Below are 23,880 nucleotides of genomic sequence, written 5' to 3'. Positions count from 1 at the left end.
CGAGACCGACCTCGCGAAATCGAGACGTCGGGACCGGGGAGACCCTCGCGCTTCGATAGACTTGGTCCACGCTTTCCCCCGCGCCCGCGCGCGACTGTAAGGAGCCCCATGAGCAACCCCATCGGCGATCCCGGCCACGGACACTCGCCCGCCGCCTGGACGGCCGTGATCATCATGCTCGCCGCCTTCGCGTTCGGCACGCTGTTCTTCTGGCTCGACTTGCCCGTGCTCGTGTGGGCCTCGGTGGGTCTGCTCGTCGTCGGCGCCATCGTGGGCTGGGCCATGTCCAAGGCCGGCTACGGCGCGAACGGCGCGAAGTCCAACCCGAAGGCGCACTGACCGTGCTGGCCGATCTCACGGCCGGGGCAGTCGAAGACGCGCAGAAGCGCGAAAGCACGCGCTCGCTGGCGTCGGTCGAGCGCGACGCGCTCGCGCAGTCGCCGGCGCGTGACGCGCTGGCGCTGCTCGCCCCCGCCGACCGGGTGAAGATCATCGCCGAGGTCAAGCGCGCGAGCCCCTCGCGCGGCGATCTCGCCGACATCCCCGACCCCGCGCTCCAGGCCCGGCTGTACGAGCAGGGCGGCGCCTCGGCGATCTCCGTGCTCACCGAGGGCCGCAAGTTCAAGGGAAGCCTCGCCGACCTCGAAGCCGTCCGCGCGGCGGTCGACGTGCCGGTCCTGCGCAAGGACTTCATCGCCACGCCGTACCAGGTGCTCGAGGCCCGCGCATCGGGCGCCGACCTGGTGCTGCTGATCGTCGCCGCGCTCGACCAGAAGACGCTGGGCGAGCTGTACACGCTGACGAACGAGCTCGGGATGACCGCCCTCGTCGAGACGCACTCGGCCGACGAGCTGGAGCGCGCCGCCGACATCGGAGCCAGGCTCATCGGCGTCAACGCCCGCAACCTCTCGACCTTCGAGCTCGACCGCGACCTGTTCGGCTCCCTCGCCGATCGCTTCCCGGCCGACGCGACCAAGATCGCCGAATCGGCCGTGCTCACCCCCGCCGATGTGGCCCACTACCGCGCCGCGGGTGCGGACGTCGTGCTCGTGGGCGAGGCCCTCGTCACCGGCGACCCCGTCGCCACGCTCCGCGCGTTCCTCCAGGAGACCTCATGACCACCGTGCGCGATCAGAAGCTGCGCGATCAGAAGGGGCCGTTCTTCGGCGACTTCGGCGGCCGCTACATGCCCGAATCGCTCATCGCCGCGATCGACGAGCTCACCGCGGTCTACGAGTCGGCGATGGCCGACCCGGCCTTCCACACCGAGCTGACCGCGCTGCTGCACGACTACGCGGGCCGCCCCTCGGTTCTCACCGAGGTGCCGCGCTTCGCCGAGCACGCCGGCGGCGCGCGGATCTTCCTCAAGCGCGAAGACCTCAACCACACCGGCTCGCACAAGATCAACAACGTGCTCGGCCAGGCTCTGCTCACCAAGCGCCTGGGTAAGACGCGCGTGATCGCCGAGACCGGCGCCGGCCAGCACGGCGTCGCCACCGCGACCGCCGCGGCCCTGTTCGGCCTCGAGTGCGTCGTGTACATGGGCGAGGTCGACACCGAGCGTCAGGCCTTGAACGTCGCACGCATGCGACTGCTCGGCGCCGAGGTCGTGCCCGTCACGACCGGATCGCGCACGCTGAAGGACGCCATCAACGAGGCGTACCGCGACTGGGTGGCCTCGGTCGAGACGACCAACTACATCTTCGGCACCGCCGCGGGCCCGCACCCGTTCCCCGCGATGGTGCGCGACTTCCAGAAAATCATCGGTGAAGAGACGCGAGCGGAGTTCCTCGAGCGCCTCGGCCGCCTCCCCGACGCCGTCTTCGCCTGCGTCGGCGGCGGTTCCAACGCGATCGGCATGTTCGACGCGTTCCTCGACGACGAGGGCGTCGCGCTCTACGGCGTCGAAGCCGCCGGTGACGGCGTCGACACGCCCAAGCACGCGGCATCCATCGGCCGGGGCCGCCCCGGCGTGCTGCACGGCGCGCGCACCTACGTGCTGCAGGACGAAGACGGGCAGACCACCGAGTCGCACTCGATCTCGGCGGGTCTCGACTACCCGGGCGTCGGCCCCGAGCACGCGTGGCTCGCCGACATCGGTCGGGCGCAGTACATCCCCGCCACCGACGACGAGGCCATGCAGGCCCTGCGTCTGCTGTCGCGCACCGAGGGCATCATCCCCGCCATCGAGTCGGCGCACGCCCTCGCCGGGGCGCTGCGCGTGGGGCGCGAGCTGGGCCCCGACGCCATCATCGCGATCAACCTCTCGGGGCGCGGCGACAAAGACATGGACACCGCCGCGCGCTACTTCGACCTGTACGACGCCGAGCACGCGACCGAGGGCCCCGAGGGTGGCGCGCAGACGCACGCCGCAGAGACGGTGGCCGCGGCCCCGGGTTCGCCCGTCGAGGTGACGCCGGCTCCGGATGCCGCGAGCGGTGCGGGAGTGGAGCTGTGACCTCTCGTGTCGCCGCGGCCATCGAGGCCGCCCACGCCGTGGGCCGGGGCGCCTTCGTCGGCTACCTGCCCGCGGGCTTCCCCGACGTCGCCACGAGCATCGAGGCCGCTGTGGCGCTGGCCGAAGCCGGCGCCGACGTCATCGAGCTCGGCCCGCCCTACAGCGACCCCGTCATGGACGGCCTCGTCATCCAGGAGGCCACCCAGACGGCGCTGGCGAACGGGTTCCGCATGCGCGACCTGTTCACGATCATCCGCGAGGTCACCGCCCGCACCGACGTGCCGGTGCTCGTCATGACGTACTGGAACCTCGTCGAGCAGTACGGCGTCGACCGCTACGCCGACGACCTCGTCGCCGCCGGGGGAGCGGGGCTCATCACCCCCGACATCACCCCGGATGCCGCGGCCGAGTGGATCGCCGCGAGCGAGCGCACCGGCCTCGACCGGGTGTTCCTCGCCGCCCCGACGTCGTCCGACGACCGCCTGAGAATGATCGTCGAGGCCTCCACGGGCTTCGTCTACACCGTCTCGACCATGGGGATCACGGGCGAGCGCACCCAGCTCGACGCCGCGGCCCGTGACCTGGTCGCGCGGCTCCGCGCGTTCGGCGCCACGCACGCGTGCGTCGGCATCGGCATCTCCAACGCCGCCCAGGTGGCGGGCGTGGTCGAGTACGCCGATGGCGCGATCGTGGGCACGGCCCTGGTCAAGGCGCTCCGCGACGGCGGCGTCGAAGGGTTGTCCACCCTTGCTCGCGAGCTGTCCGCGGGTGCCGTGCAGCGCGCTTAGACTCGTCAGCATGACGTTCGCCCTCTCGAGCGCCGCCTCCGGCGTGCTCGCCAGCATCCCGAGCCCGACCATCTCGTCGTTCAATATCGGTCCAATTCCCATCCGTTTCTATGCCCTGTGCATCGTCGCGGGAATCATCGTCGCGATCTTCCTCACGAACGCGCGCCTGACGCGTCGTGGCGCCGAGAAGTGGGTCGTCATCGACATCTGCCTGCTGGCGGTCCCGCTCGCGATCGTGGTCGCGCGCATCTATCACGTCGTCACGCACCCGGGCTTCTACTTCGGCCCGGGCTCCAACCCGTGGAACATCACCGAGCCGGGCTCCGTGTGGGCCATCTGGGAGGGTGGCATCGCCATCTACGGCGCACTGATCGGTGGCGCCATCGGCGCGTTCCTCGGCTGCAAGTGGACCGGCATCCGGTTCTGGACCTTCGCCGACGCACTTGCTCCCGGGCTCATCATCGCGCAGGCCATGGGACGCTTCGGCAACTGGTTCAACCAGGAGCTCTTCGGTCAGCCCACCGACCTTCCCTGGGGCCTCGAAATCGCCTCGGGCAACCCGGCCATCCCCGTCGGACTGCCAACCGGCACGCTTTTCCAGCCGACCTTCCTCTACGAAGTCATCTGGAACCTGCTCGGCGCCGCCGTCATCCTGTGGGCGGGAAAGCGCTTCACCCTGCAGTGGGGCAAGCAGTTCGCGATCTACCTCGTCTGGTACTCCGCGGGCCGCATCGTCTGGGAATCCATCCGAATCGACCCCAGCGAGATCATCCTGGGCCTGCGCACGAACGTCTGGGCGGCCATCTTCGGCGTCGTCCTGGGCATCGTGATCTTCGCCGTGCAGTCGCGTCGTCACCTCGGTCTGGAGCCGTCGCCCTACGTCCCCGGTCGCGAGAGCAAGGCTCCCGGGGCTGTAGACTCAGGCGACCCCTCTGACTTCGTCGACGTGAGCGAGCCGCCCGCGACGAGCGACACCGTCGGCACCAGCGCCACAAGCAGCCCCGCCACGAACTAATTCTCCGGGCCGACGTCGTCCCATTCGAAGCATCAACGTGAGGACGGTTGATATGGCTTCCAGCCTGCGTTCCGACACCGTCGGAGGAACGTTCCCGGTCCGCCAGGGAATGTACGACCCGTCGTTCGAGAAAGACGCCTGTGGCCTCGCCATGGTCGCCACTCTCCGCGGCGTGGCCGGCCACGACATCATCGATCTGGCGCTGACGGCGCTGCGCAACCTCGAGCACCGTGGGGCGATCGGCTCCGACGCGGGCACGGGCGACGGTGCCGGCATCCTCACCCAGATGCCCGACGCCTTCCTGCGCGCTGTCGTCGACTTCGACCTGCCGCCGGTGGGGGAGTACGCCGCCGGCATGGTCTTCCTGCCGCTCGGCCACGACGAGCGCGCGGCGATGAAGGCGGGGATCGAAGAGATCGCCCGCCACGAGAACCTCGAGGTCCTCGGCTGGCGCGAGGTGCCCGTCGAGCACGAGAACCTCGGCAAGCTCGCCTACGAGGCCCGACCCGCCTTCGAGCAGCTGTTCATCGCGCGCCCGGCCGTCGGCGATCAGCCCGCCCTCTCGGGGATCGAGCTCGACCGCCGCGTGTACCGCCTGCGCAAGCGCGCACGCCACGAGATCGACGCGTACTTCGTGTCGCTGTCGAGCCGGACGCTCGGCTACAAGGGCATGGTCACGACCCTGCAGCTCGAGCCGTTCTACCCCGACCTGTCGGACGAGCGCTTCGTCTCGGAGCTCGCCGTCGTGCACTCGCGGTACTCCACCAACACCTTCCCGTCGTGGCCGCTCGCGCAGCCGCTGCGCATGCTCGCGCACAACGGCGAGATCAACACGGTCAAGGGCAACCGCAACTGGATGCGCGCGCGCCAGTCGCAGCTCGAGTCCGAGCTCATCGGCGACGTGCGTCCGCTGCTGCCGATCTGCACCGAGGGTGCCAGCGACTCGGCCTCGTTCGACGAGGTGCTCGAGCTGCTCACGCTCACCGGGCGCAGCCTCCCGCACGCGATCATGATGATGGTCCCCGAGGCGTACGAGAAGCAGGCCACGATCGACCCCGATCTGCGCGCCTTCTACGACTACCACTCCATGCAGATGGAGCCCTGGGACGGCCCCGCCGCCCTCATCTTCACCGACGGCACGGTCGTCGGCGCCACGCTCGACCGCAACGGCCTGCGCCCCGGGCGCTGGACCGAGACCACCGACGGCCTCGTCGTCATCGGCTCCGAAACCGGCGTACTCGATTTCGCACCCGAGCGCATCAAGCGTCGCGGCCGGCTGCAGCCCGGGCGCATGTTCCTCGTCGACACGGCCCAGCGCCGCATCGTCGAAGACGAAGAGATCAAGGCCGAGCTCGCGGCTCTGCAGCCGTGGGGCGAATGGGTCGACAAGGGCCGCGTCAAGCTCAGCGAGCTGCCCGAGCGCGAGCACATCGTGCACCCCATCGCCTCGATCACCCGCCGCCAGCGCACCTTCGGCTACACCGAAGAAGAGGTGCGCATCCTGCTCACCCCCATGGGTCAGGGTGGCGCCGAGCCCCTCGGCGCCATGGGCAGCGACGCGCCCGTTGCCGTGCTGAGCGACCGTCCGCGCATGCTGTTCGACTACTTCTCGCAGCAGTTCGCGCAGGTCACCAACCCGCCGCTCGACTCGATCCGCGAAGAAGTCGTCACCTCGCTGTCGCTGGGTCTCGGTCCCGAGCGCAACCTGCTCGACTGGGGACCCGACCACACCCGCACGGTCACGCTCGACTTCCCCGTGATCGACAACGACGAGCTCGCCAAGATCCAGCACATCGACACCGCCCTGCGCGGACGGTCGTCGGTGACGATCCGCGGTCTGTACCGCGTCGAGGCCGGTCACAAGGGGCTGCAGAAGCGTCTGACGCAGATGTGCAGCGAGGTCGACCAGGCGATCGAAGACGGTGCCGAGTTCATCGTGCTCAGCGACCGCGACTCGAACAAGGACCTCGCTCCGATCCCGTCGCTGCTCATGCTGGCCGCCGTGCACCACCACCTCATCCGCAAAGAGACGCGCATGAAGGTCGGGCTGGTCGTCGAGGCCGGCGACGTGCGCGAGGTGCACCACGTGGCGACCCTCATCGGGTACGGCGCGTCGGCGGTGAACCCCTACCTGGCGATGGAGACCGTCGAGTACCTCGTGCGGGCGGGCTTCATCACGGGCGTCACGCCGCAGAAGGCCGTCAAGAACCTGATCTACGCGCTCGGCAAGGGTGTGCTGAAGATCATGTCGAAGATGGGCATCTCGACGGTGTCGTCGTACGCCGGCGCCCAGGTCTTCGAGGCCGTGGGCCTGTCGCGCGACTTCGTCGACGCGTACTTCACCGGCACCGAGTCCAAGCTCGGTGGTGTCGGACTCGACGTCATCGCCGCCGAGAACGCCTCGCGCCACGAGTACGCCTACCCCCAAGACGCCGCGGCCCGCGCGCACGAGCGTCTGTGGACCGGCGGCGAGTACCAGTGGCGTCGCGACGGTGCCCCGCACCTGTTCAACCCCGACACGGTGTTCCGCCTGCAGCACGCCACGCGCGAGCGCCGCTACGACATCTTCCGCGAGTACACGCATCTCATCGACGACCAGGCGCACGAGCTCAAGACGCTCCGCGGCCTGTTTGCGTTGCGCACCGACGTGCGTCCGCCCGTGCCGATCGACCAGGTCGAACCGGTCTCGGCCATCGTGAAACGCTTCTCGACCGGTGCGATGAGCTACGGCTCGATCTCGAAAGAGGCGCACGAGGTCCTGGCGGTCGCCATGAACCGGATCGGCGGCAAGTCGAACACCGGCGAGGGCGGAGAAGACGTCGACCGCCTGCTCGACCCCGAGCGTCGCAGCGCCATCAAGCAGGTAGCATCCGGTCGGTTCGGTGTGACGAGCCTGTACCTCACCCAGGCCGAGGACATCCAGATCAAGCTCGCCCAGGGCGCGAAGCCCGGCGAGGGCGGTCAGCTGCCTCCGACCAAGGTGTACCCGTGGGTGGCGCGGACGCGTCACGCGACCGCGGGCGTGGGCCTCATCTCGCCCCCGCCGCACCACGACATCTACTCGATCGAAGACCTCAAGCAGCTGATCTTCGACCTCAAGCGCGCCAACCCGTCGGCCCGCATCCACACCAAGCTCGTGAGCCAGTCGGGCATCGGTGCGGTCGCCGCCGGCGTCGCCAAGGCGCTCAGCGACGTCATCCTGGTCTCGGGCCAAGACGGCGGCACGGGTGCGAGCCCCATGAACTCGCTCAAGCACGCGGGTACGCCCTGGGAGCTCGGCCTGGCCGAGACGCAGCAGACGCTCATGCTCAACGGCATGCGCGACCGCGTGGTCGTGCAGGTCGACGGGCAGATGAAGACCGGCCGCGACGTCGTGATCGGCGCGCTGCTGGGCGCCGAGGAGTTCGGTTTCGCGACCGCCCCCCTCGTCGTCTCGGGCTGCATCATGATGCGCGTCTGCCACCTCGACACGTGCCCCGTGGGTGTCGCGACGCAGAACCCCGTGCTGCGCTCGCGCTTCACCGGCAAGGCCGAGTACATCGTCACCTTCATGGAGTTCATCGCCCAGGAGGTGCGGGAGTACCTCGCCGCCCTCGGCTACCGCTCGATCGACGAGATCGTCGGGCGCACCGACCTGCTCGACGTGAACGAGGCGATCCAGCACTGGAAGGCGCGCGGGCTCAACCTCGCGCCGATCCTCGAGGGACCCCGCTTCGCCGACGACGAACCGCGTCGACACGCGCGCAACCAGAACCACGAGCTCGAGGAGCACTTCGACGTGCAGCTCATCGAGCGCGCGCAGGACGTCATCGCGCACGGCGGTCAGCTCACGATCGACCTGCCCATCCGCAACACGGCCCGCGCGGTCGGGACCATGCTCGGCCACCACGTCACCAAGGCGCGCGGCGAGCACGGTCTGCCCGAGAACTCGATCGACGTGCGTCTGACCGGCTCGGCCGGACAGTCGTTCGGTGCGTTCATGCCCGCCGGCATCACGCTGCGCCTCGAGGGCGACTCGAACGACTACGTCGGCAAGGGTCTGTCGGGCGGGACGATCGTCGTGCGGCCGCCGCGCGGCTCGTCGTTCGCGGCCTCCGAGAACGTCATCGCCGGAAACGTCATCGGCTACGGCGCCACGCAGGGGCAGATGTTCCTCAACGGCGTGGTGGGCGAGCGGTTCCTCGTGCGCAACTCCGGCGCGACGGCGGTCGTCGAGGGCGTGGGCGACCACGCGCTCGAGTACATGACCGGTGGACTCGCGGTCATCCTCGGCGCCACGGGCCGCAACCTCGGCGCGGGTATGTCGGGCGGCCAGGCCTACGTCTACCGACTCGACAGCGACCTCGTGAACCGCGAGGCCCTGGCATCCGGCGAGCTCGTTCTGGGCGCCCTCGGATCCGGGGATGCCGAGATCCTGCGCGACCTGCTCGAGAAGCACGTCGCAGAGACCGATTCCACCCTCGCCCGTCGTCTGCTCGACGACTTCGAGACCGAGGTGGACAATTTCGTCCGGGTGCTGCCACGCGACTACGCCGCCGTGCTGCAGACCCGCCAGGAGGCGGTTGCCGAGGGGCTCGACCCCGACGGCGACGTCGTCTGGAAGCGCATTCTGGAGGTGACGGGTGGCTGACCCGAAGGGCTTTCTCAAGACGACGGAGCGCGAGCTCCCCAAGCGTCGACCGGTGCCCGTGCGCATCATGGACTGGAAAGAGGTGTACGAGCCGGGGGATTCGGCCGTCATCAAACGCCAGGCCGGACGCTGCATGGACTGCGGCATCCCGTTCTGCCACAAGGGCTGCCCGCTCGGCAACCTGATCCCCGAGTGGAACGACCTCACGTGGCGGGGCGAGGGCCGTGCCGCCATCGAGCGCCTGCACGCGACGAACAACTTCCCCGAGTTCACCGGTCGGCTCTGCCCGGCGCCCTGCGAGAGCTCGTGCGTGCTGGGCATCAACCAGCCCGCCGTGACGATCAAGCAGGTCGAGGTCTCGATCATCGACGAGGCGTTCTCGAACGGCTGGGTCGAGCCCGAGCCGCCCGAGCGACTCACCGGCAAGACCGTCGCCGTCGTGGGCTCCGGTCCCGCCGGCCTCGCCGCGGCACAGCAGTTGACGCGTGCGGGTCACACGGTCGCCGTGTTCGAGCGCGACGACCGCATCGGCGGCCTCATGCGCTACGGCATTCCCGACTTCAAGATGGAGAAGCGCCACCTCGAGCTGCGACTGCGCCAGATGCAGGCCGAGGGCACGCGTTTCCGCGCGGGCGTCGAGATCGGCAAAGACATCTCGTGGAGCGACCTGCGGGCGCGCTACGACGCCGTCGTGGTGGCCACCGGTTCGACCCTGCCGCGCGACCTGGCGATCCCTGGCCGCGACCTCGACGGCGTGCACTACGCCATGGAGTACCTCATCGAGGGCAACAAGGCCGTCGCCGGCGACCAGGTGCCGCAGCAGATCTCGGCGGAGGGCAAGCACGTCGTCGTCATCGGCGGTGGAGACACGGGCGCCGACTGCATCGGCACCGCGCACCGTCAGGGCGCGCTGAGCGTGACGAACCTCGCCATCGGCAAGCAGCCGCCGTCGGAGCGCCCCGAGAATCAGCCGTGGCCGATGATGCCGAACCTCTTCGAGATGGCCTCGGCCCACGAAGAGGGCGGGGAGCGCTCCTTCCTCGCGTCGACCGTCGAGTTCCTCGGCAACGCCGCGGGCGAGGTCCGGGCCCTGCGGGTGGCCGAGACCGAGTACCTCGACGGCCGCCGTGTGCCCAAGAGCGGCACCGAGCGCGAGATCCCCGCCGACCTCGTGCTGATCGCCATGGGCTTCACCGGCCCCGAGAGCGCGCACCTCAGCGACCAGCTGGGCACGCGGTTCACCGATCGCGGCAACGTCGAACGCGATGCCACGTACGCGACCTCGACGCCGGGCGTGTTCGTCGCCGGCGATGCGGGTCGCGGCCAGTCCCTCATCGTGTGGGCCATCGCCGAGGGCCGTGCGGCCGCCGCCGAGGTCGACACGTTCCTCATGGGCGAGACGGTGCTGCCCGCACCGGTGCGCCCGACCGATGTCGCCATCGGCCTTCTGCCCACCTAAGCTGGCAAGGGCCGATCGGCCACTTCCCGAAAATTTCACGGAGCTTGAAACCGGATGAGACGCGCCAAGATCGTCGCAACACTCGGGCCCGCCACGTCGTCGTATGAGATGGTTCGCGCCATCATCGACGCCGGTGTGGATGTCGCCCGCCTCAACCTGAGCCACGGAGATTACTCCGTGCACGATGCCAACTTCGCCAACGTGCGCAAGGCGGCAGAAGACGCCGGTCGCCCGGTCGCCGCCCTCGTCGACCTCCAGGGTCCGAAGATCCGCCTCGGCAAGTTCGAGAACGGCCCCCACGACCTGCTGCCCGGTGACATCTTCAAGATCACCATCGAAGACATCCTCGGCACCAAAGAGATCGTCGGCACCACGTTCAAGGGCCTTCCGCAGGACGTCCGCCCCGGCGACTTCCTGCTCATCGACGACGGCAAGGTCCGCGTCGAGGTCGTCGAGACCGACGGCACCGTCGTGACCACCAAGGTCATCGTCGGCGGTCCGGTCTCGAACAACAAGGGCATCAACCTGCCCGGCGTGGCCGTCAACGTGCCCGCGCTGAGCGAGAAGGACGAAGCCGATCTGCGCTGGGGCCTCAACGCCGGCGCCGATCTGATCGCGCTGTCGTTCGTCCGCGACGCCAGCGACATCACCCGCGTGCACGAGATCATGGCCGAAGAGGGACGCTACGTCCCCGTCATCGCCAAGATCGAGAAGCCGCAGGCGGTCGACAACCTCGAAGAGATCATCGACGCGTTCGACGGCATCATGGTCGCCCGTGGCGACCTGGGCGTCGAGCTGCCGCTCGAGGCCGTGCCGATCGTGCAGAAGCGCGCCGTCGAGCTGGCCCGCCGCATGGCGAAGCCCGTCATCGTCGCGACGCAGATGCTCGAATCGATGATCACCAGCCCGGTGCCCACCCGCGCCGAGACCAGCGACGTCGCCAACGCCGTCCTCGACGGTGCGGACGCTGTCATGCTCTCGGGCGAGACCAGCGTCGGCGACTACCCGGTCGTGGTCGTCGAGACCATGGCGCGCATCGTGGAGTCCACCGAGGAGCACGGTCTCGATCGCATCGCGCCGCTGACCAACAAGCCGCGCACCCAGGGCGGCGCGATCACCCTCGCCGCCGTCGAGGTCGCCGACTTCGTCGAGGCGAAGTACCTCTGCGTCTTCACCGAGTCCGGTGACTCGGCGCGTCGCATGTCGCGCCTGCGTGCGACCATCCCCATGATCGCGTTCACGCCCGAGCCCGGCATCCGCCGCCGCCTGGCGCTGACGTGGGGCGTGCGCTCCACGCTGGTGGAGCACGTGTCGCACACCGACAAGATGTTCCTGCAGGTCGACGACTACCTGCTGTCGAACGACCTGGCCAAGGTCGGCGACAAGGTCGTGGTCATCTCGGGTTCCCCTCCCGGAATCGCGGGCTCGACCAACGACCTGCGCGTGCACCGCGTCGGCGACGCCGTGCACGGTGCGGCTCCCGGTTACCAGGACGTCTGAGTCCCGACGACGCGCGCCGGTTCATTCCGGCGCGCGTCGCCTTCGTTCCCGCCCGGTAGATTGGGAACGCAACACCTGCCGGTGTGGCGGAATGGCAGACGCGGGGCACTCAAAATGCTCTGTCGAAAGACGTGTGGGTTCGAGTCCCACCACCGGTACCCGCGACAGCATCCCGTGCGATCGGGGGCTGCGATCCGGGGGATTGTCCCCTCCCAGACTTAGGATGGTTCCGTGACTGATCAAGAAGCCGTTCCGGCCAGCGCTCCGAACGCACCTCGACGCGTCGTCGTGGCCGAAGACGAGTCGCTCATCCGCCTCGACATCGTCGAGATCCTGCGCGACAACGGCTATGACGTCGTGGGCGAAGCGGGCGACGGCGAGACCGCCGTGCAGCTCGCCACCGAACTGCGTCCCGATCTCGTGATCATGGATGTCAAGATGCCGCAGCTCGACGGCATCAGCGCCGCCGAGAAGCTCAGCAAGAACCACATCGCCCCCGTGGTGCTGCTCACCGCCTTCAGCCAGAAGGAGCTCGTCGAGCGTGCCAGCGAGGCCGGCGCCCTGGCGTACGTGGTGAAGCCCTTCACTCCGAACGACCTGCTTCCCGCGATCGAGATCGCCCTCGCCCGCTACGAGCAGATCATCACGCTCGAAGCCGAGGTCGCCGACATGGTCGAGCGCTTCGAGACCCGCAAGCTCGTCGACCGGGCCAAGGGCCTGCTCAACGAGAAGATGGGCCTCAGCGAGCCCGAGGCCTTCCGCTGGATCCAGAAGGCGTCGATGGACCGCCGCCTGACCATGCAGGACGTCGCCAAGGCGATCATCGAGCAGCTGGCACCCAAGAAGGGCTGACGAGACCTCTCGCGAAATGGATGCCACTTCGGTGGCATCCATTTTTCGTTCCCGGGGGAGGGGGTCGGCGCAGGAGCAGAGCCGGTCAGCGCGACGGCAAGGGCCGCGCGCGCGACCACGATCAGCGCGCGGGGGCGTCCTTGATCATGTTCGTGATGCGCACCGTCGAGCAACGGCGGCCCTGCTCGTCGGAGATCGCGATCTCGTGCACCGTCAGCGAACGGCCCAGGTGGATCGGTGTGCAGACGCCGGTGACATGGCCCGAGGTGGCGGAGCGCGTGTGCGTGGCGTTGATGTCGATGCCGACGGCCAGGCGCCCCGGACCCGCGTGCAGGTTGGCGGCCATCGATCCCAGCGACTCGCCGAGCACGACGTAGGCGCCCCCGTGCAGCAGGCCGACGGGCTGGGTGTTGCCCTCGACGGGCATGGTGGCCACGCACCGGTCGACGGTGAACTCGACCCACTCGAGGCCCATCTTCTCGGCGAGGGCGCCCATTCCGCGCAGCTTCGCCCAGTCGAGGCCGGACACGGAGTCGGAGGGTGTGGACGTCATCATCGCCTTCGTCGGGCCGGGACCGGGGGAGTGTCCGTGGCACTCGTTACGCTGGAGGAGTGACGGATGCCGAAAAGCCTACTCTCCTCGTCGTCGACGGCCACTCGTTGGCCTACCGCGCGTTCTACGCGCTGCCCGTCGACAACTTCTCCACGAAGGACGGACAGCACACCAACGGCATCTACGGCTTCCTGTCGATGTTCGTCAACCTCGTGAAGGCCGAGAAGCCGACGCACCTGGCCGTGGCGTTCGACACCTCGCGGCAGTCGTTCCGCACGCGCGAGTACGCCGAGTACAAGGCGAACCGCAGCGAGTCTCCCGCCGAGTTCAAGGGCCAGATCCCGCTGCTGCAGGACTGCCTGCGGGCGATGGGCGTCCCCGTGCTCGCGAAAGAGGACTTCGAGGCCGACGACATCCTCGCCACCCTCGCCACGCAGGGTGAGGCCGAGGGTTTCACCGTGCTCGTGTGCTCGGGCGACCGCGACACCATCCAGCTCGTCACCGACGACGTCACGCTGCTGTACCCGAACGTGCAGGGCGTGTCGCAGCTGAAGCGCTACGACACCGCCGCCGTCATCGAGAAGTACGGCCTGCCGCCGGCGCAGTACCCCGAGATCGCCGCCCTGGTCGGCGAGACCAGCGACAACCTGCCGGGTGTGCCCAAGGTCGGCGAGAAGACGGCCGTGAAATGGCTGACCCAGTGGGGCTCGCTCGATGCCCTGCTCGACAACGCCGACAAGATCACCGGCGTCGTCGGCGGCAACCTGCGCGAGCACATCGACGGCGTGCGGCGCAACCGCACCCTCAACCGTCTGCTGCGCGACGTCGAGCTCGACAAGGCCCCCGGCGACCTCGCGATGCAGCCGCTCGACGCGCAGGCCGTGCGCGACATCTTCGCGCGTCTCGAATTCCGCACGCTTCTGCCGCGCGTGTTCGACGCCCTCGGCGGCGACCCGGGCGATGCCGTCGACGAGGCTCGGCCCACGGCGACCGCGCCGACTCCCGCCACCCTCGACGCCACGGCTCTCGTCGAGTGGGCGACGGGCGTCACGGGACCCGTGGGACTGTCCCTCACCCTCGAGGGCGGCCGACCGGCGCACCTCGGTCTGGCGACCGCCGACGCCGCGGTCGAGGCCGCGTGGACCCCCGCGGTCCGTGACTCCCTCGCCGAGTGGTTGGCCTCCGAAGCGCCCAAGGTCCTGGCCGATGCCAAGCCCCAGATCAAGGCGCTCGCCCGCGAAGACGTGACCTTGCGCGGCATCGCCTCCGACGTCATCCTGGCCGGTTGGCTCGTGCGCCCCAGCTTCCCCGACAAGACGCTGGGCGACCTCGTCGAGCGCTTCCTCGACGAGAAGCTCCCCGAGGCCGACCCCACGCAGCTCGTCCCCGAGACCGAGGGCGCCACGCCCGGCCAGCTCGCGTGGTTCATCCGCCGCGTGGCCGAGGCGCAGCGCGCCGACATGCCCGCGCGCGTCGCCGAGGTGCTCGACGACATCGAGCTGCCCTCGCTCACCGCCCTGGCCGACATGGAGCTCGCCGGTGTCGCGGTCTCGCACGAGAAGCTGTCGAGCTTCTCGGTCGAGCTCGGCGCGCGAGCCGACGCGCTCGCCCGTGACGCCTACGCGGCGATCGGCCACGAGGTGAACCTCGGTTCCCCCAAGCAGCTGCAAGAGGTGCTGTTCGACGAGCTGCAGCTGCCGAAGACGCGCAAGACGAAAAGCGGCTACACGACCGACGCCGCCGCCCTCGCCGACCTGCAAGAGAGCGCGCCGCACCCGTTCCTCGACCTGCTGCTCAAGCACCGCGAGGCGACCAAGCTCAAGCAGATCATCGACGCACTCGACGCGGCCACCGGCGCCGACGGGCGCATCCACACCACCTACGTGCAGACCGGCAGCCAGACGGGGCGCCTGTCGAGCACCGACCCCAACCTGCAGAACATCCCGATCCGCACCGAAGAGAGCCGCCGCATCCGCGCGGCCTTCGAGGTCGGCGAGGGGTACGAGACCCTGCTCACCGCTGACTACTCGCAGATCGAGATGCGCATCATGGCGCACCTGTCGGGCGACCCCGGACTGATCGAGGCGTTCAACTCGGGCGAAGACCTGCACCGCTTCGTCGGCGCGCGCGTCTTCGGCGTCGAGCCCGCCGAGGTCACCCCGGCCATGCGCACCAAGGTCAAGGCGATGTCGTACGGCCTCGTGTACGGCCTGTCGGCGTTCGGCCTGTCGAAGCAGCTGCGCATCGAGCAGTCCGAGGCGAAGAAGCTCATGCTCGAGTACTTCGCCCGCTTCGGCGCCGTCCGCGACTACCTGCGGGGGTCGGTGGAGCAGGCCCGCCAAGACGGCTACACCGAGACGATCTTCGGCCGCCGCCGCCCGTTCCCCGACCTCACCAGCATGAACCGCGTGCTGCGCGAGAACGCCGAGCGCGCAGCCCTCAACGCCCCCATCCAGGGCAGCGCCGCCGACATCATGAAGGTCGCGCTGTTCCGCATCAGCGACGAGCTGGCATCCGCGGGTCTGCGCTCGCGTGTGCTGCTGCAGATCCACGACGAGCTCGTCGTCGAGGTGGCGACGGGGGAGTGGGATGCCGTGGAGCAGATCGTGCGTGCGCGCATGGCCGACGCCGCACAGCTCACCGTGCCGCTCGACGTGCAGATCGGCCGCGGGGCGGACTGGGACGAAGCCGGGCACTGACGCGGGGGCACGGGCTGCGCTTCCGCGCCGGGGTAGGGGGCCGCACGCCTCGGCGTACGGACCACGCTGCCGCACCGGCGCCGCGGGCCGCTTGCTCCGGCCGCGTTCGCACACCCCGGCGCCCTCGACCCCGCGTCATCTGCCGTATCGGCATCCGGCGCGATCCGGGGCCGAGGTGCATCTGCGCCCCGGCTTGCCTAGGCTCGAAAGATGACTGACGCACAACGCACCCCCACGCCGATCGACACGATCGCCGACGCGTGGGTCGACACCCTGGCCGAGCGCGTACCCACCCTGGCGACGTACATCGGACGCGACGAGCACAACGGCCGCTTCGGCGACTACAGCCCCGAGGGCACCGATGCCCTCGTGGCCGAGGCACGCGCGGCTAAGGCCGCCCTCGAGGCGGCCCAGCCCGTCGATGCGATCGACACCGTCACGCAGATGGACCTCGTGCGCGAACTCGATCTGATGATCGAGCAGCACGCGGCGCGCACGCACCTGCGCGACCTGAACGTCATCGCCTCGCCCGCGCAGGACATCCGCGCGACCTTCGACCTCATGCCCACCGCCACCACCGACGACTGGGCGACGATCTCGCAGCGCCTGCGCGCCCTGCCCGCCGCGATCGACGGCTACGTCGAGACCCTGCGTCGGGGCATCGCCGAGGGCGTCGTCCCCGCGCGCCGGCAGGTGACCGAGGTGGTGACGCAGATCGGCCGCTACACCGCCGACACGGGCTTCTTCGCCGAGTTCGTCGGCAACGCCGCTCCGGCCGAGGGACAGCTCCCCGCCTCGCTCGCCCGCGATCTCGACCAGAACGCGGGAGCCGCGCGCGTGGCGTACGACGCGTTGGCCTCGTTCCTGTCCTCGGAGCTCGCCCCGGTCGCAGGGGACGTCGACGGTGTGGGACGCGAGATGTACGCGCTGCACTCCCGACAGTTCCTCGGCGCCGAGATCGACCTCGACGAGACCTACGATTGGGGCGTCGAAGAGCTCGCCCGCATGGTCGCCGAGCAAGAGGCGATCGCGAACGAGATCCTCCCCGGTGCGAGCGTCGAAGAGGCCGTGGCCTTCCTCGAGAAGGACGAGTCGCGCAAGCTGCACGGCACGAAGGCCCTGCAGGAATGGATGCAGCGCACGAGCGACCACGCCGTCGCCGAGCTCGGTCGCACCCACTTCGACATCGCGGAGCCCATCCGCACGCTCGAGTGCATGATCGCCCCCACCAACGAGGGCGGCATCTACTACACCGGTCCGACCGACGACTTCTCGCGCCCGGGGCGCATGTGGTGGTCGGTGCCCGAGGGCGTCGACACCTTCGACACCTGGCGCGAGCTGACCACGGTCTACCACGAGGGTATTCCGGGGCACCACCTGCAGATCGCGCAGGCCGTCTACAACCGCGCCGAGCTCAACTCGTGGCGGCGACTGCTGGCCGGCACGAGCGGTCACGCCGAGGGCTGGGCGCTGTACGCCGAGCGTCTGATGGAGCAGCTGGGCTACCTCGACGACCCGGCCGACCGCCTCGGCATGCTCGACGGTCAGCGCATGCGCGCGGCGCGCGTGGTGCTCGACATCGGCGTGCACCTCGGCAAGCCGCGCCTCGACGGAACTGGCACGTGGGACCACGACTACGCCCTGGCGTTCATGCTGAAGAACGTCAACATGAGCGAGGAGTTCGTGCGTTTCGAGGTCAACCGCTACCTCGGCTGGCCCGGGCAGGCGCCGGCCTACAAGGTCGGCCAGCGCATCTGGGAGCAGGTGCGCGACGAGGAGCAGGAGCGCCGCGGCGCCGACTTCTCGATGAAGCAGTTCCACACGCGTGCGCTCGACATCGGCGGCGTCGGTCTCGACACGCTGCGGGCGGCTCTGGCCTCCGGCTGAGCGAGGGGGGGCGTCGCGATCGCGGCGCCCCTCCGCCGATGCGGGGAATGTTTCGTCCTCGCGTAAAGTTCATTCATCCGAATGCAAGGAGACCCCATGGACGCCACCCCCGTCGAGCTCGGCCTCGATACCTTCGGAGACATCTCGCGCGGCCCCGACGGGTCGCTCCAGTCCGACGCACAGACCATCCGCAACGTCGTCGAGCAGGCCGTGCTCGCCGATCAGGTGGGCCTGTCGTTCTTCGGCGTGGGGGAGCACCACCGCAAGGACTTCGCGGTCACGAGCCCCGAGATCGTGCTCGCCGCCGCCGCTGCCCGTACCTCGAACATCCATCTCGGCACCGCGGTGACCGTGCTGTCGTCCGACGACCCGGTGCGCGTGTACGAGCGGTTCGCCACGCTCGACGCCGTCTCGAACGGTCGCGCCGAGGTCATCCTCGGGCGCGGGTCGTTCATCGAGTCGTTCCCGCTCTTCGGCTACGACCTCAGCGACTATGAGCAGCTGTTCGAAGAGAAGCTCGAGCTGTTCTCGCTGCTGCTCGACGAGAAGCCCGTCACCTGGTCGGGACGCACGCGGGCCGGGCTCCAGGATGCCGACGTGTACCCCAAGACCGAGAACGGCCTGAAGGCGTGGGTCGGCGTCGGCGGTTCGCCGGAGTCGGTCGTGCGCGCCGCACGCTACGGCTACGGCCTCGTGCTCGCCATCATCGGCGGATCGTCGGCCCGGTTCCGCCCCTTCGCCGATCTGTACCGCCGCTCGCTGCAGGAACTCGGCAAGCCCGCCATGCCGATCTCGGTGCACTCGCCCGGCCACGTCGCCGAGACCGACCAGCAGGCGTGGGACGAAGCGTACGAGGGCGTCGCCGAGCTGAACACGACGATCGGTCGCGAACGCGGTTGGCCCGCCTACAACCGCCTGCGCTTCCAGCAGGACGTCGGCCCCGAGGGCTCGATGTACATCGGTTCGCCCGAGACCGTGGCCACCAAGATCGCCGCCACCGTGCGCGTGCTCGGCGCCTCGCGCTTCCAGATGAAGTTCGCCAGCGGTTCCATCTCGCACGACCGACTCATGTCGGGCATCGAGCTGTACGGCACCCGCGTGCTCCCGCTGGTGCGCGAGATGCTCGCCGACACCGATCTCTCCGTCGACGCCGACCTGCCCGGCATCCGGTGACCACCACGACCGACACCGTGCGGGTGTCCGAACGCCTCGACGCGCTGCCGTTCACCCGCCGTCACGGCAAGATCCTCACGGGGTCGGGTCTGGGCTGGGCTCTGGATGCCATGGACGTCGGGCTCATCTCGTTCGTCATCGCCGCACTGGCGGTGCAGTGGCAGCTCGCGCCCACGCAGGCGTCGTGGATCGCCTCGGCGGGCTTCGCCGGGATGGCGATCGGGGCGAGCCTCGGCGGGCTGCTGGCCGACCGTTTCGGTCGACGCCAGGTGTTCGCCCTGACGCTGCTGGTCTACGGCGTGGCAACCGGGGCGAGCGCCCTGGTCGGGGGCCTCGGCGCCCTGCTGGTGTTGCGCTTCGTGGTGGGGCTGGGCCTCGGTGCGGAGCTGCCCGTGGCCTCGACCTACGTGAGCGAGTTCGCGCCGGCGCGTATCCGCGGGCGCCTGATCGTGTTCCTCGAAGCGTTCTGGGCCGTCGGGTGGACCGCCGCCGCACTCATCGGGTACTTCGTCGTCCCCGCGTCGGCCGACGGGTGGCGGTGGGCGTTCGCGCTCGGCGCGATCCCCGCCGTGTACGCCTTGATCGTGCGGTGGGGGCTCCCCGAGTCGCCGCGCTGGTTGGCCTCACGCGGCCGCAACAGCGAGGCGGTCGCGATCGTGCGCGATCTCGAGGCCGCCGCCGGGCGCATCTCGCTCGAGCCCTCGTCCGAGGGAGTCGCGGCATCCGCTCCCGCCCCGCGCGCTCGCGTGGGCGCCCTGTGGTCGCGGTCGCTCCGCGCGCGCACCGCGAGCCTGTGGGTGCTGTGGTTCTGCGTCAACTTCTCGTACTACGGCGCCTTCATCTGGATCCCGACGATCCTCGTCGCCCAGGGCTACGACCTCGTGCGCTCGTTCGGCTTCACGCTCATCATCACTCTCGCGCAGCTGCCCGGGTACGCGGTCGCCGCGTGGCTCATCGAGGCGTGGGGCCGGCGCGCGACGCTCGCCACCTTCCTCGCGGGTTCGGCCGTCGCTGCGGTGCTGTTCGGCACCGCGTCGGGCGAGGTGTCGCTGATCGCCACGGGCATGATGCTGTCGTTCTTCAACCTGGGCGCCTGGGGCGCCCTGTACGCCGCCACGCCCGAGACGTACCCGACGGCGCTGCGCGCAACGGGTGCCGGGTGGGCGGCCGGTGTGGGACGGATCGCCTCGATCCTCGCCCCGCTGGCGGTGCCGCCGCTGCTCGCCCTGGGCGGCGCCCCGGTGCTGTTCATCGTCTTCGCGGCGTTCTTCGCCGTCGCCGTGGTCGCGGCCCTGTTCTTGCGCGAGCAGCGGGGACGCGCGCTGGCGTGACCCGTCGCCGTGCTCGCCGCGCTGTTCTCGCGCGAGCAGCGGGGTCGCGCGTTGGCGTGACCCGTCGCCACACACCGTCGAGTGTCCAGGACACGCCGTGCTCGCCCCGACGGACGCGGCGTGTCGTGGACACTCGACGAGGTGGATCTCGCGCGTAGGCTCGACCCATGGCATCCGTCCGCTACGTCGCGATCGGCGACTCGTTCACCGAAGGAGTCGGCGACGAACTGCCCGACGGAACCGTGCGGGGGTGGGCCGACCTCGCCGCTCAGGGATGGGCGGATGCCACCGGCGAACCGATCGAGTACACGAACCTCGCGATCCGCGGCAAGCTCATCGAGCCGATCGTCGAACAGCAGCTCGAACCGGCGCTGGCGCTGAAGCCGACGCACCTGTCGTTCAACGGCGGGGGCAACGACATGCTGCGTCCGCGCGCCGACCTCGAGCGCATCGTCGGCCTGTTCGAGCATGTGCTGCGCCGGTGCGACGACGAGGGGGTGCAGCTGATCGTGCTCTCGGGGGCCAACCCCTCGGCGGGACTTCCCCTCGGGCGCGTGCTGCAGGTGCGCGGCGACCGGCTGTCGAAAGCCGTCGAGGAACGCCTCGCGTCTCGCACCGACGTCATCACGGCGTACAACTGGTTCGACCGCGAGCTCGCCGGCGGGGAGTTCTGGTCGATCGACCGACTGCACATGAACACCCGTGGACATCACCGCGTCGCCGCGCGGGTGCTGGAGTCGGTCGGCCTGACGGCACCGGAGGAGTGGTGGCGCCTGCGCGAGATCCCCGAGATCGAGCGGCTGAAAGGCTCGGCCTACTACCGCGAGCACGTCGCGCCCTGGGTGCGTCGTCGCCTCGCCGGTACCTCGTCGGGCGACGGCCGCGCGCCGAAGTTCGGCGGGCAGTGGGTGGAGCTGACGCCGCGCGGATGACGGGCCGGGGCTCGGCATCCGGAATCGTCCACACCCTGGCCCGGGCGGCCACGGGCGCCTAGGATCGCAGGATGTCCCCCTCGACCAGGACGTTCTGTTCCCTCGCGACCGTCGCCGTAGCGGCCATCGCACTCAACGGATGCACCGGAGACGAGGACGCGGCGCCCTCACCCGGCGCCGTCGCGAGCGAGACGACGCCGTCGCCCTCCGCGTCGCCGTCCGTGACCCCCGACCCGTGGGCGGGGTACTTCGACGATGAGGTGGCCGCCGCCGCACCCGGCGACTTCCTCTGGCAGTCCTGGGGCACGTTCGGCGACCCGGGCGGCGTCGCTCCGTTCCGCAGCGACAACCAGACGATCGACCCCGGCGCCTACGCGGTCACGATCGATTGCGCCGGACCTGACGCGGTGACCGGGCGCATCTCGACCTCGGCGGGGACGGCCATCGGCGAGCCGCTGGTGCTGCCGTGCCAGGCATCGACGCAGGTGCAGATCGATCTGCCCGAGCGTGGTCTGCTCGTCGAGCTCGACAGCGACCGCGAGCCAGGGGCGTTCCTCATCCGGGTGAGTGCCCGGGGGTAAGAGGCTGCGGGGGAGGGGATCGGCGGGTCAGGACGTGCGGCACTCCGCACCAAGAACGAAGTGCAGCATCCCGTCGATCGTCGAGCGATCGCGGGCCGACACACGCACGACGCCGTCATACCGGAGGTCCTCCTGCATCGCGCGGTCCGTCGCGAATCCGGCTGCGTCGAAGGCGGCCAGGATCGCCGAGTAGGAGCGAGCATTGTCGCCTGTGGAAAGGGCGAGATCGATGCCCGTCGCTCCATCGCAGGGCAGCTCGGCGGCCGAGGGGATCGCGACGGGTGCGCCCGCGGCATCCGTAACCGGACCTATCGCGGAGTTCACGACGAGGGCGGCCAGCCGCACGACCTCGACCCGAGGGTCACCCGCGGCGGTTGGTCGAGGGCCACCGTCAGGATCGGGGGCGACCGTAGGCGATGGGAGCGAAGTGACCGGCTCGGGCCCTCCCGCCAGGCCGCACCGCACGTCGCCCGGATCGACGATGCGGGGGAGCACGAACCGAGGCTCGCCGACAGCGCCCAGCGGCTCGGTCGCGCTGTCGAACGTGTGCCACACGCGCAGGAGATCACCGTCGACGACGACCATGTACGAGCCTTGCGAGAAGGGCGTGTGCCCATCGTCGGTCGACACGTTCGCGACCGAAGTTGCGAGAATTCCCTCGGGACGCAGGACCTCGATCCGCGCCGATCGGAGAAACGGACGCTCGCTCACGACGTAGCCGGTCTCGCAACCCTGGGCCACCAGAGGCACCACCGTGCCCCCGCCCGTCACCACGCCGATCAGCCCGACGACGAGCATCGCCCCGAACGCCGCCAACCGCAGCGGGACGAAGAGCAGCAACCACCAGCGCGGTGCGGGGATGGCGCAGACGAGCAAGAAGAACAGAACCGCGGATGCCGCGGCACTTGCCGCGGCGAGCGATTCGGCATCCATCGTCGCGATGAGCACCTGCGTGCGCCCGTCGTCGCGCGCACTCACGGCCATCACCGCGGCGAAGACCGCGACGGCAACGACGAAAAGCGACCCGCAGAGCACGCTCAGAGCTCGTCGTGGCAGGCGAACGGGTGCGTCCCAGATATCGCGCGACATCGCGTGAGCATCGCAGGCTTGACTGAGCGCTAACCGCACACCCGGTCCATGGATTCATGCGCGACGATGTCCTCATGACTCTCGCGATCGTCACCGGAACCACCAGCGGAATCGGCCTGCACACGGCCATCGGCCTCGCTCAGCGCGGCGCCCGGGTCGTCGCCACCGTGCGCGACACCGGGCGCGCCGACGCACTGCGCGCCGCGGCATCCGACGCCGGTGTCGAACTCGACATCCGCGCGCTGGATGTGACGGATGCCGCGGCCGCCCAGGCCCTCGTCGACGCGGTCGGCCCGGTGGACATCCTCGTCAACAACGCCGGGCGCGGCGCCGTCGGCACGCTCGAGCAGCTCACCGACGCGCAGCTGCAGGAGCAGCTGGAGACGAACTACCTCTCGGTTGCGCGACTGACGCGTCTCGTGCTCCCCGGTATGCGCGAACAGGGGAGCGGCCGCATCGTCACGGTGACGAGCGTCGGGGGAGTGGTGGGCCAGCCGTTCTCCGACGCGTACTGCGCGGCGAAGTTCGCCGTGGAGGGACTCATGCAGTCGCTCGCCCCGGTCGTCGCCCCCTTCGGCATCGACGTGTCGATCGTCGAGCCCGCCGCCGTCACCTCGTCGTTCGTCGACTCGGTGCACCGCGCGGCGCCGGGCCCGTACGCCGCCCAGCAGCAGGCCTACCTCGACCGGGCCGCGACGTCTTTCGCGAACGCGCAGCCCGCCGACGAGGCCGCTGAGACCGTGATCGAAGCGGCGCTGACCGATGACCCGCGCTTCCGCTGGCAGACGTCGGAGGCCGCCGTGCGCTTCGCCGGTCTATCGATCAGCGACCTGTCAGGAGCACGCGTGCTCGACGTGACGTCGAGCTGGGTGCGCTGAGGCCGTCCTCTCGCGGCGCCGATCAGGCTTCTGACCTCCTGCGGCGCCGTCGCGT

Annotated in this window: 18 protein-coding genes and 1 tRNA gene; 17 read left to right on the top strand and 2 right to left on the bottom strand. The window is 69.8% G+C overall.

All coding sequences use genetic code 11. The annotated features are described in order from the left end of the window. Positions 1-108 precede the first annotated feature (108 nt). From ASF96_RS14105 to ASF96_RS14060, 10 genes are all read left to right on the top strand, one after another. Positions 109-339, top strand: a complete 231-nt coding sequence (locus ASF96_RS14105) for a DUF6704 family protein (protein WP_055837438.1) — start codon at positions 109-111, stop codon at positions 337-339. Between the two features lie 2 nt (positions 340-341). Further along, on the top strand, positions 342-1,118 hold the full coding sequence (gene trpC / locus ASF96_RS14100; RefSeq protein ID WP_055940201.1) for an indole-3-glycerol phosphate synthase TrpC: 777 nt from the start codon (positions 342-344) through the stop codon (positions 1,116-1,118). Next, positions 1,115-2,458: a tryptophan synthase subunit beta gene (gene trpB / locus ASF96_RS14095; RefSeq protein WP_055837444.1), complete on the top strand. Its 1,344-nt coding sequence runs from the start codon at positions 1,115-1,117 to the stop codon at positions 2,456-2,458. Before trpC ends, trpB begins: the two co-directional genes overlap by 4 nt. Further along, positions 2,455-3,246, top strand: a complete 792-nt coding sequence (gene trpA / locus ASF96_RS14090) for a tryptophan synthase subunit alpha (RefSeq protein ID WP_055940199.1) — start codon at positions 2,455-2,457, stop codon at positions 3,244-3,246. Before trpB ends, trpA begins: the two co-directional genes overlap by 4 nt. A 10-nt stretch (positions 3,247-3,256) precedes the next feature. Next, complete coding sequence (gene lgt / locus ASF96_RS14085; protein WP_055940197.1) at positions 3,257-4,261, top strand: prolipoprotein diacylglyceryl transferase; 1,005 nt, start codon at positions 3,257-3,259, stop codon at positions 4,259-4,261. A 52-nt stretch (positions 4,262-4,313) separates the two neighbouring features. Next, positions 4,314-8,891 (top strand): glutamate synthase large subunit, encoded by a 4,578-nt coding sequence (gltB, locus tag ASF96_RS14080; protein ID WP_055940195.1) that lies wholly within the window; start codon positions 4,314-4,316, stop codon positions 8,889-8,891. Further along, positions 8,884-10,350, top strand: coding sequence for a glutamate synthase subunit beta (locus ASF96_RS14075; RefSeq protein WP_055837457.1), 1,467 nt, complete (start codon positions 8,884-8,886; stop codon positions 10,348-10,350). Before gltB ends, ASF96_RS14075 begins: the two co-directional genes overlap by 8 nt. A 54-nt stretch (positions 10,351-10,404) precedes the next feature. Beyond that, positions 10,405-11,850, top strand: a complete 1,446-nt coding sequence (gene pyk / locus ASF96_RS14070; protein ID WP_055837460.1) for a pyruvate kinase — start codon at positions 10,405-10,407, stop codon at positions 11,848-11,850. 77 nt (positions 11,851-11,927) lie between these two features. After that, positions 11,928-12,008, top strand: a tRNA-Leu gene (locus ASF96_RS14065). Positions 12,009-12,081: 73 nt separating this feature from the next. Continuing rightward, positions 12,082-12,702, top strand: coding sequence for an ANTAR domain-containing response regulator (locus ASF96_RS14060; protein ID WP_055940193.1), 621 nt, complete (start codon positions 12,082-12,084; stop codon positions 12,700-12,702). A gap of 121 nt (positions 12,703-12,823) precedes the next feature. Here ASF96_RS14060 and ASF96_RS14055 read toward each other — a convergent pair whose 3' ends face one another. Further along, complete coding sequence (locus tag ASF96_RS14055) at positions 12,824-13,255, bottom strand: hotdog fold thioesterase (protein ID WP_055837944.1); 432 nt, start codon at positions 13,253-13,255, stop codon at positions 12,824-12,826. A gap of 59 nt (positions 13,256-13,314) precedes the next feature. Between ASF96_RS14055 and polA the strand changes: the two genes are divergently transcribed. From polA to ASF96_RS14025, 6 genes are all read left to right on the top strand, one after another. Then, on the top strand, positions 13,315-15,954 hold the full coding sequence (gene polA / locus ASF96_RS14050) for a DNA polymerase I (RefSeq protein WP_055940191.1): 2,640 nt from the start codon (positions 13,315-13,317) through the stop codon (positions 15,952-15,954). Positions 15,955-16,164: 210 nt separating this feature from the next. Further along, positions 16,165-17,841, top strand: a complete 1,677-nt coding sequence (locus ASF96_RS14045) for a DUF885 domain-containing protein (RefSeq protein ID WP_055940189.1) — start codon at positions 16,165-16,167, stop codon at positions 17,839-17,841. A gap of 96 nt (positions 17,842-17,937) precedes the next feature. Next, positions 17,938-19,014 carry an LLM class flavin-dependent oxidoreductase gene (locus tag ASF96_RS14040; protein WP_055837474.1) on the top strand — a complete coding sequence of 359 codons (1,077 nt, stop codon included), beginning with the start codon at positions 17,938-17,940 and terminating at the stop codon, positions 19,012-19,014. After that, positions 19,011-20,345 (top strand): MFS transporter, encoded by a 1,335-nt coding sequence (locus tag ASF96_RS14035; RefSeq protein ID WP_055837478.1) that lies wholly within the window; start codon positions 19,011-19,013, stop codon positions 20,343-20,345. The genes ASF96_RS14040 and ASF96_RS14035 overlap by 4 nt, the downstream gene beginning before the upstream one ends. 167 nt (positions 20,346-20,512) lie before the next feature. After that, positions 20,513-21,277 (top strand): SGNH/GDSL hydrolase family protein, encoded by a 765-nt coding sequence (locus tag ASF96_RS14030; RefSeq protein WP_055940187.1) that lies wholly within the window; start codon positions 20,513-20,515, stop codon positions 21,275-21,277. A 71-nt stretch (positions 21,278-21,348) separates the two neighbouring features. Beyond that, complete coding sequence (locus ASF96_RS14025; RefSeq protein ID WP_055940184.1) at positions 21,349-21,858, top strand: hypothetical protein; 510 nt, start codon at positions 21,349-21,351, stop codon at positions 21,856-21,858. Between the two features lie 27 nt (positions 21,859-21,885). On the opposite strand, the gene ASF96_RS14020 is transcribed toward ASF96_RS14025, so the two are convergent. Further along, complete coding sequence (locus tag ASF96_RS14020; protein ID WP_156458876.1) at positions 21,886-22,947, bottom strand: hypothetical protein; 1,062 nt, start codon at positions 22,945-22,947, stop codon at positions 21,886-21,888. A gap of 74 nt (positions 22,948-23,021) precedes the next feature. Here ASF96_RS14020 and ASF96_RS14015 point away from each other — a divergent pair, with 74 nt between their 5' ends. Continuing rightward, entirely contained in the window at positions 23,022-23,825 is an 804-nt protein-coding gene (locus ASF96_RS14015; protein WP_082509732.1) for an SDR family NAD(P)-dependent oxidoreductase, read from the top strand. The last annotated feature ends 55 nt before the right edge of the window (positions 23,826-23,880 follow it).

The sequence above is a fragment of the Microbacterium sp. Leaf179 genome (assembly GCF_001423785.1).
GTDB lineage: Bacteria > Actinomycetota > Actinomycetes > Actinomycetales > Microbacteriaceae > Microbacterium.
This window is presented reverse-complemented; position numbering and strand designations above follow the sequence as displayed.

Excerpts from the sequence above, each read along its gene's own strand:
- gltB (WP_055940195.1), top strand. The coding sequence starts at position 4,314 with ATGGCTTCCAGCCTGCGTTCCGACACCGTCGGAGGAACGTTCCCGGTC.
- ASF96_RS14020 (WP_156458876.1), bottom strand. The coding sequence starts at position 22,947 with ATGTCGCGCGATATCTGGGACGCACCCGTTCGCCTGCCACGACGAGCT.
- ASF96_RS14015 (WP_082509732.1), top strand. The coding sequence starts at position 23,022 with ATGACTCTCGCGATCGTCACCGGAACCACCAGCGGAATCGGCCTGCAC.
- pyk (WP_055837460.1), top strand. The coding sequence starts at position 10,405 with ATGAGACGCGCCAAGATCGTCGCAACACTCGGGCCCGCCACGTCGTCG.
- ASF96_RS14040 (WP_055837474.1), top strand. The coding sequence starts at position 17,938 with ATGGACGCCACCCCCGTCGAGCTCGGCCTCGATACCTTCGGAGACATC.
- ASF96_RS14105 (WP_055837438.1), top strand. The coding sequence starts at position 109 with ATGAGCAACCCCATCGGCGATCCCGGCCACGGACACTCGCCCGCCGCC.
- ASF96_RS14055 (WP_055837944.1), bottom strand. The coding sequence starts at position 13,255 with ATGACGTCCACACCCTCCGACTCCGTGTCCGGCCTCGACTGGGCGAAG.
- ASF96_RS14025 (WP_055940184.1), top strand. The coding sequence starts at position 21,349 with ATGTCCCCCTCGACCAGGACGTTCTGTTCCCTCGCGACCGTCGCCGTA.
- lgt (WP_055940197.1), top strand. The coding sequence starts at position 3,257 with ATGACGTTCGCCCTCTCGAGCGCCGCCTCCGGCGTGCTCGCCAGCATC.
- trpB (WP_055837444.1), top strand. The coding sequence starts at position 1,115 with ATGACCACCGTGCGCGATCAGAAGCTGCGCGATCAGAAGGGGCCGTTC.
- ASF96_RS14045 (WP_055940189.1), top strand. The coding sequence starts at position 16,165 with ATGACTGACGCACAACGCACCCCCACGCCGATCGACACGATCGCCGAC.
- ASF96_RS14030 (WP_055940187.1), top strand. The coding sequence starts at position 20,513 with ATGGCATCCGTCCGCTACGTCGCGATCGGCGACTCGTTCACCGAAGGA.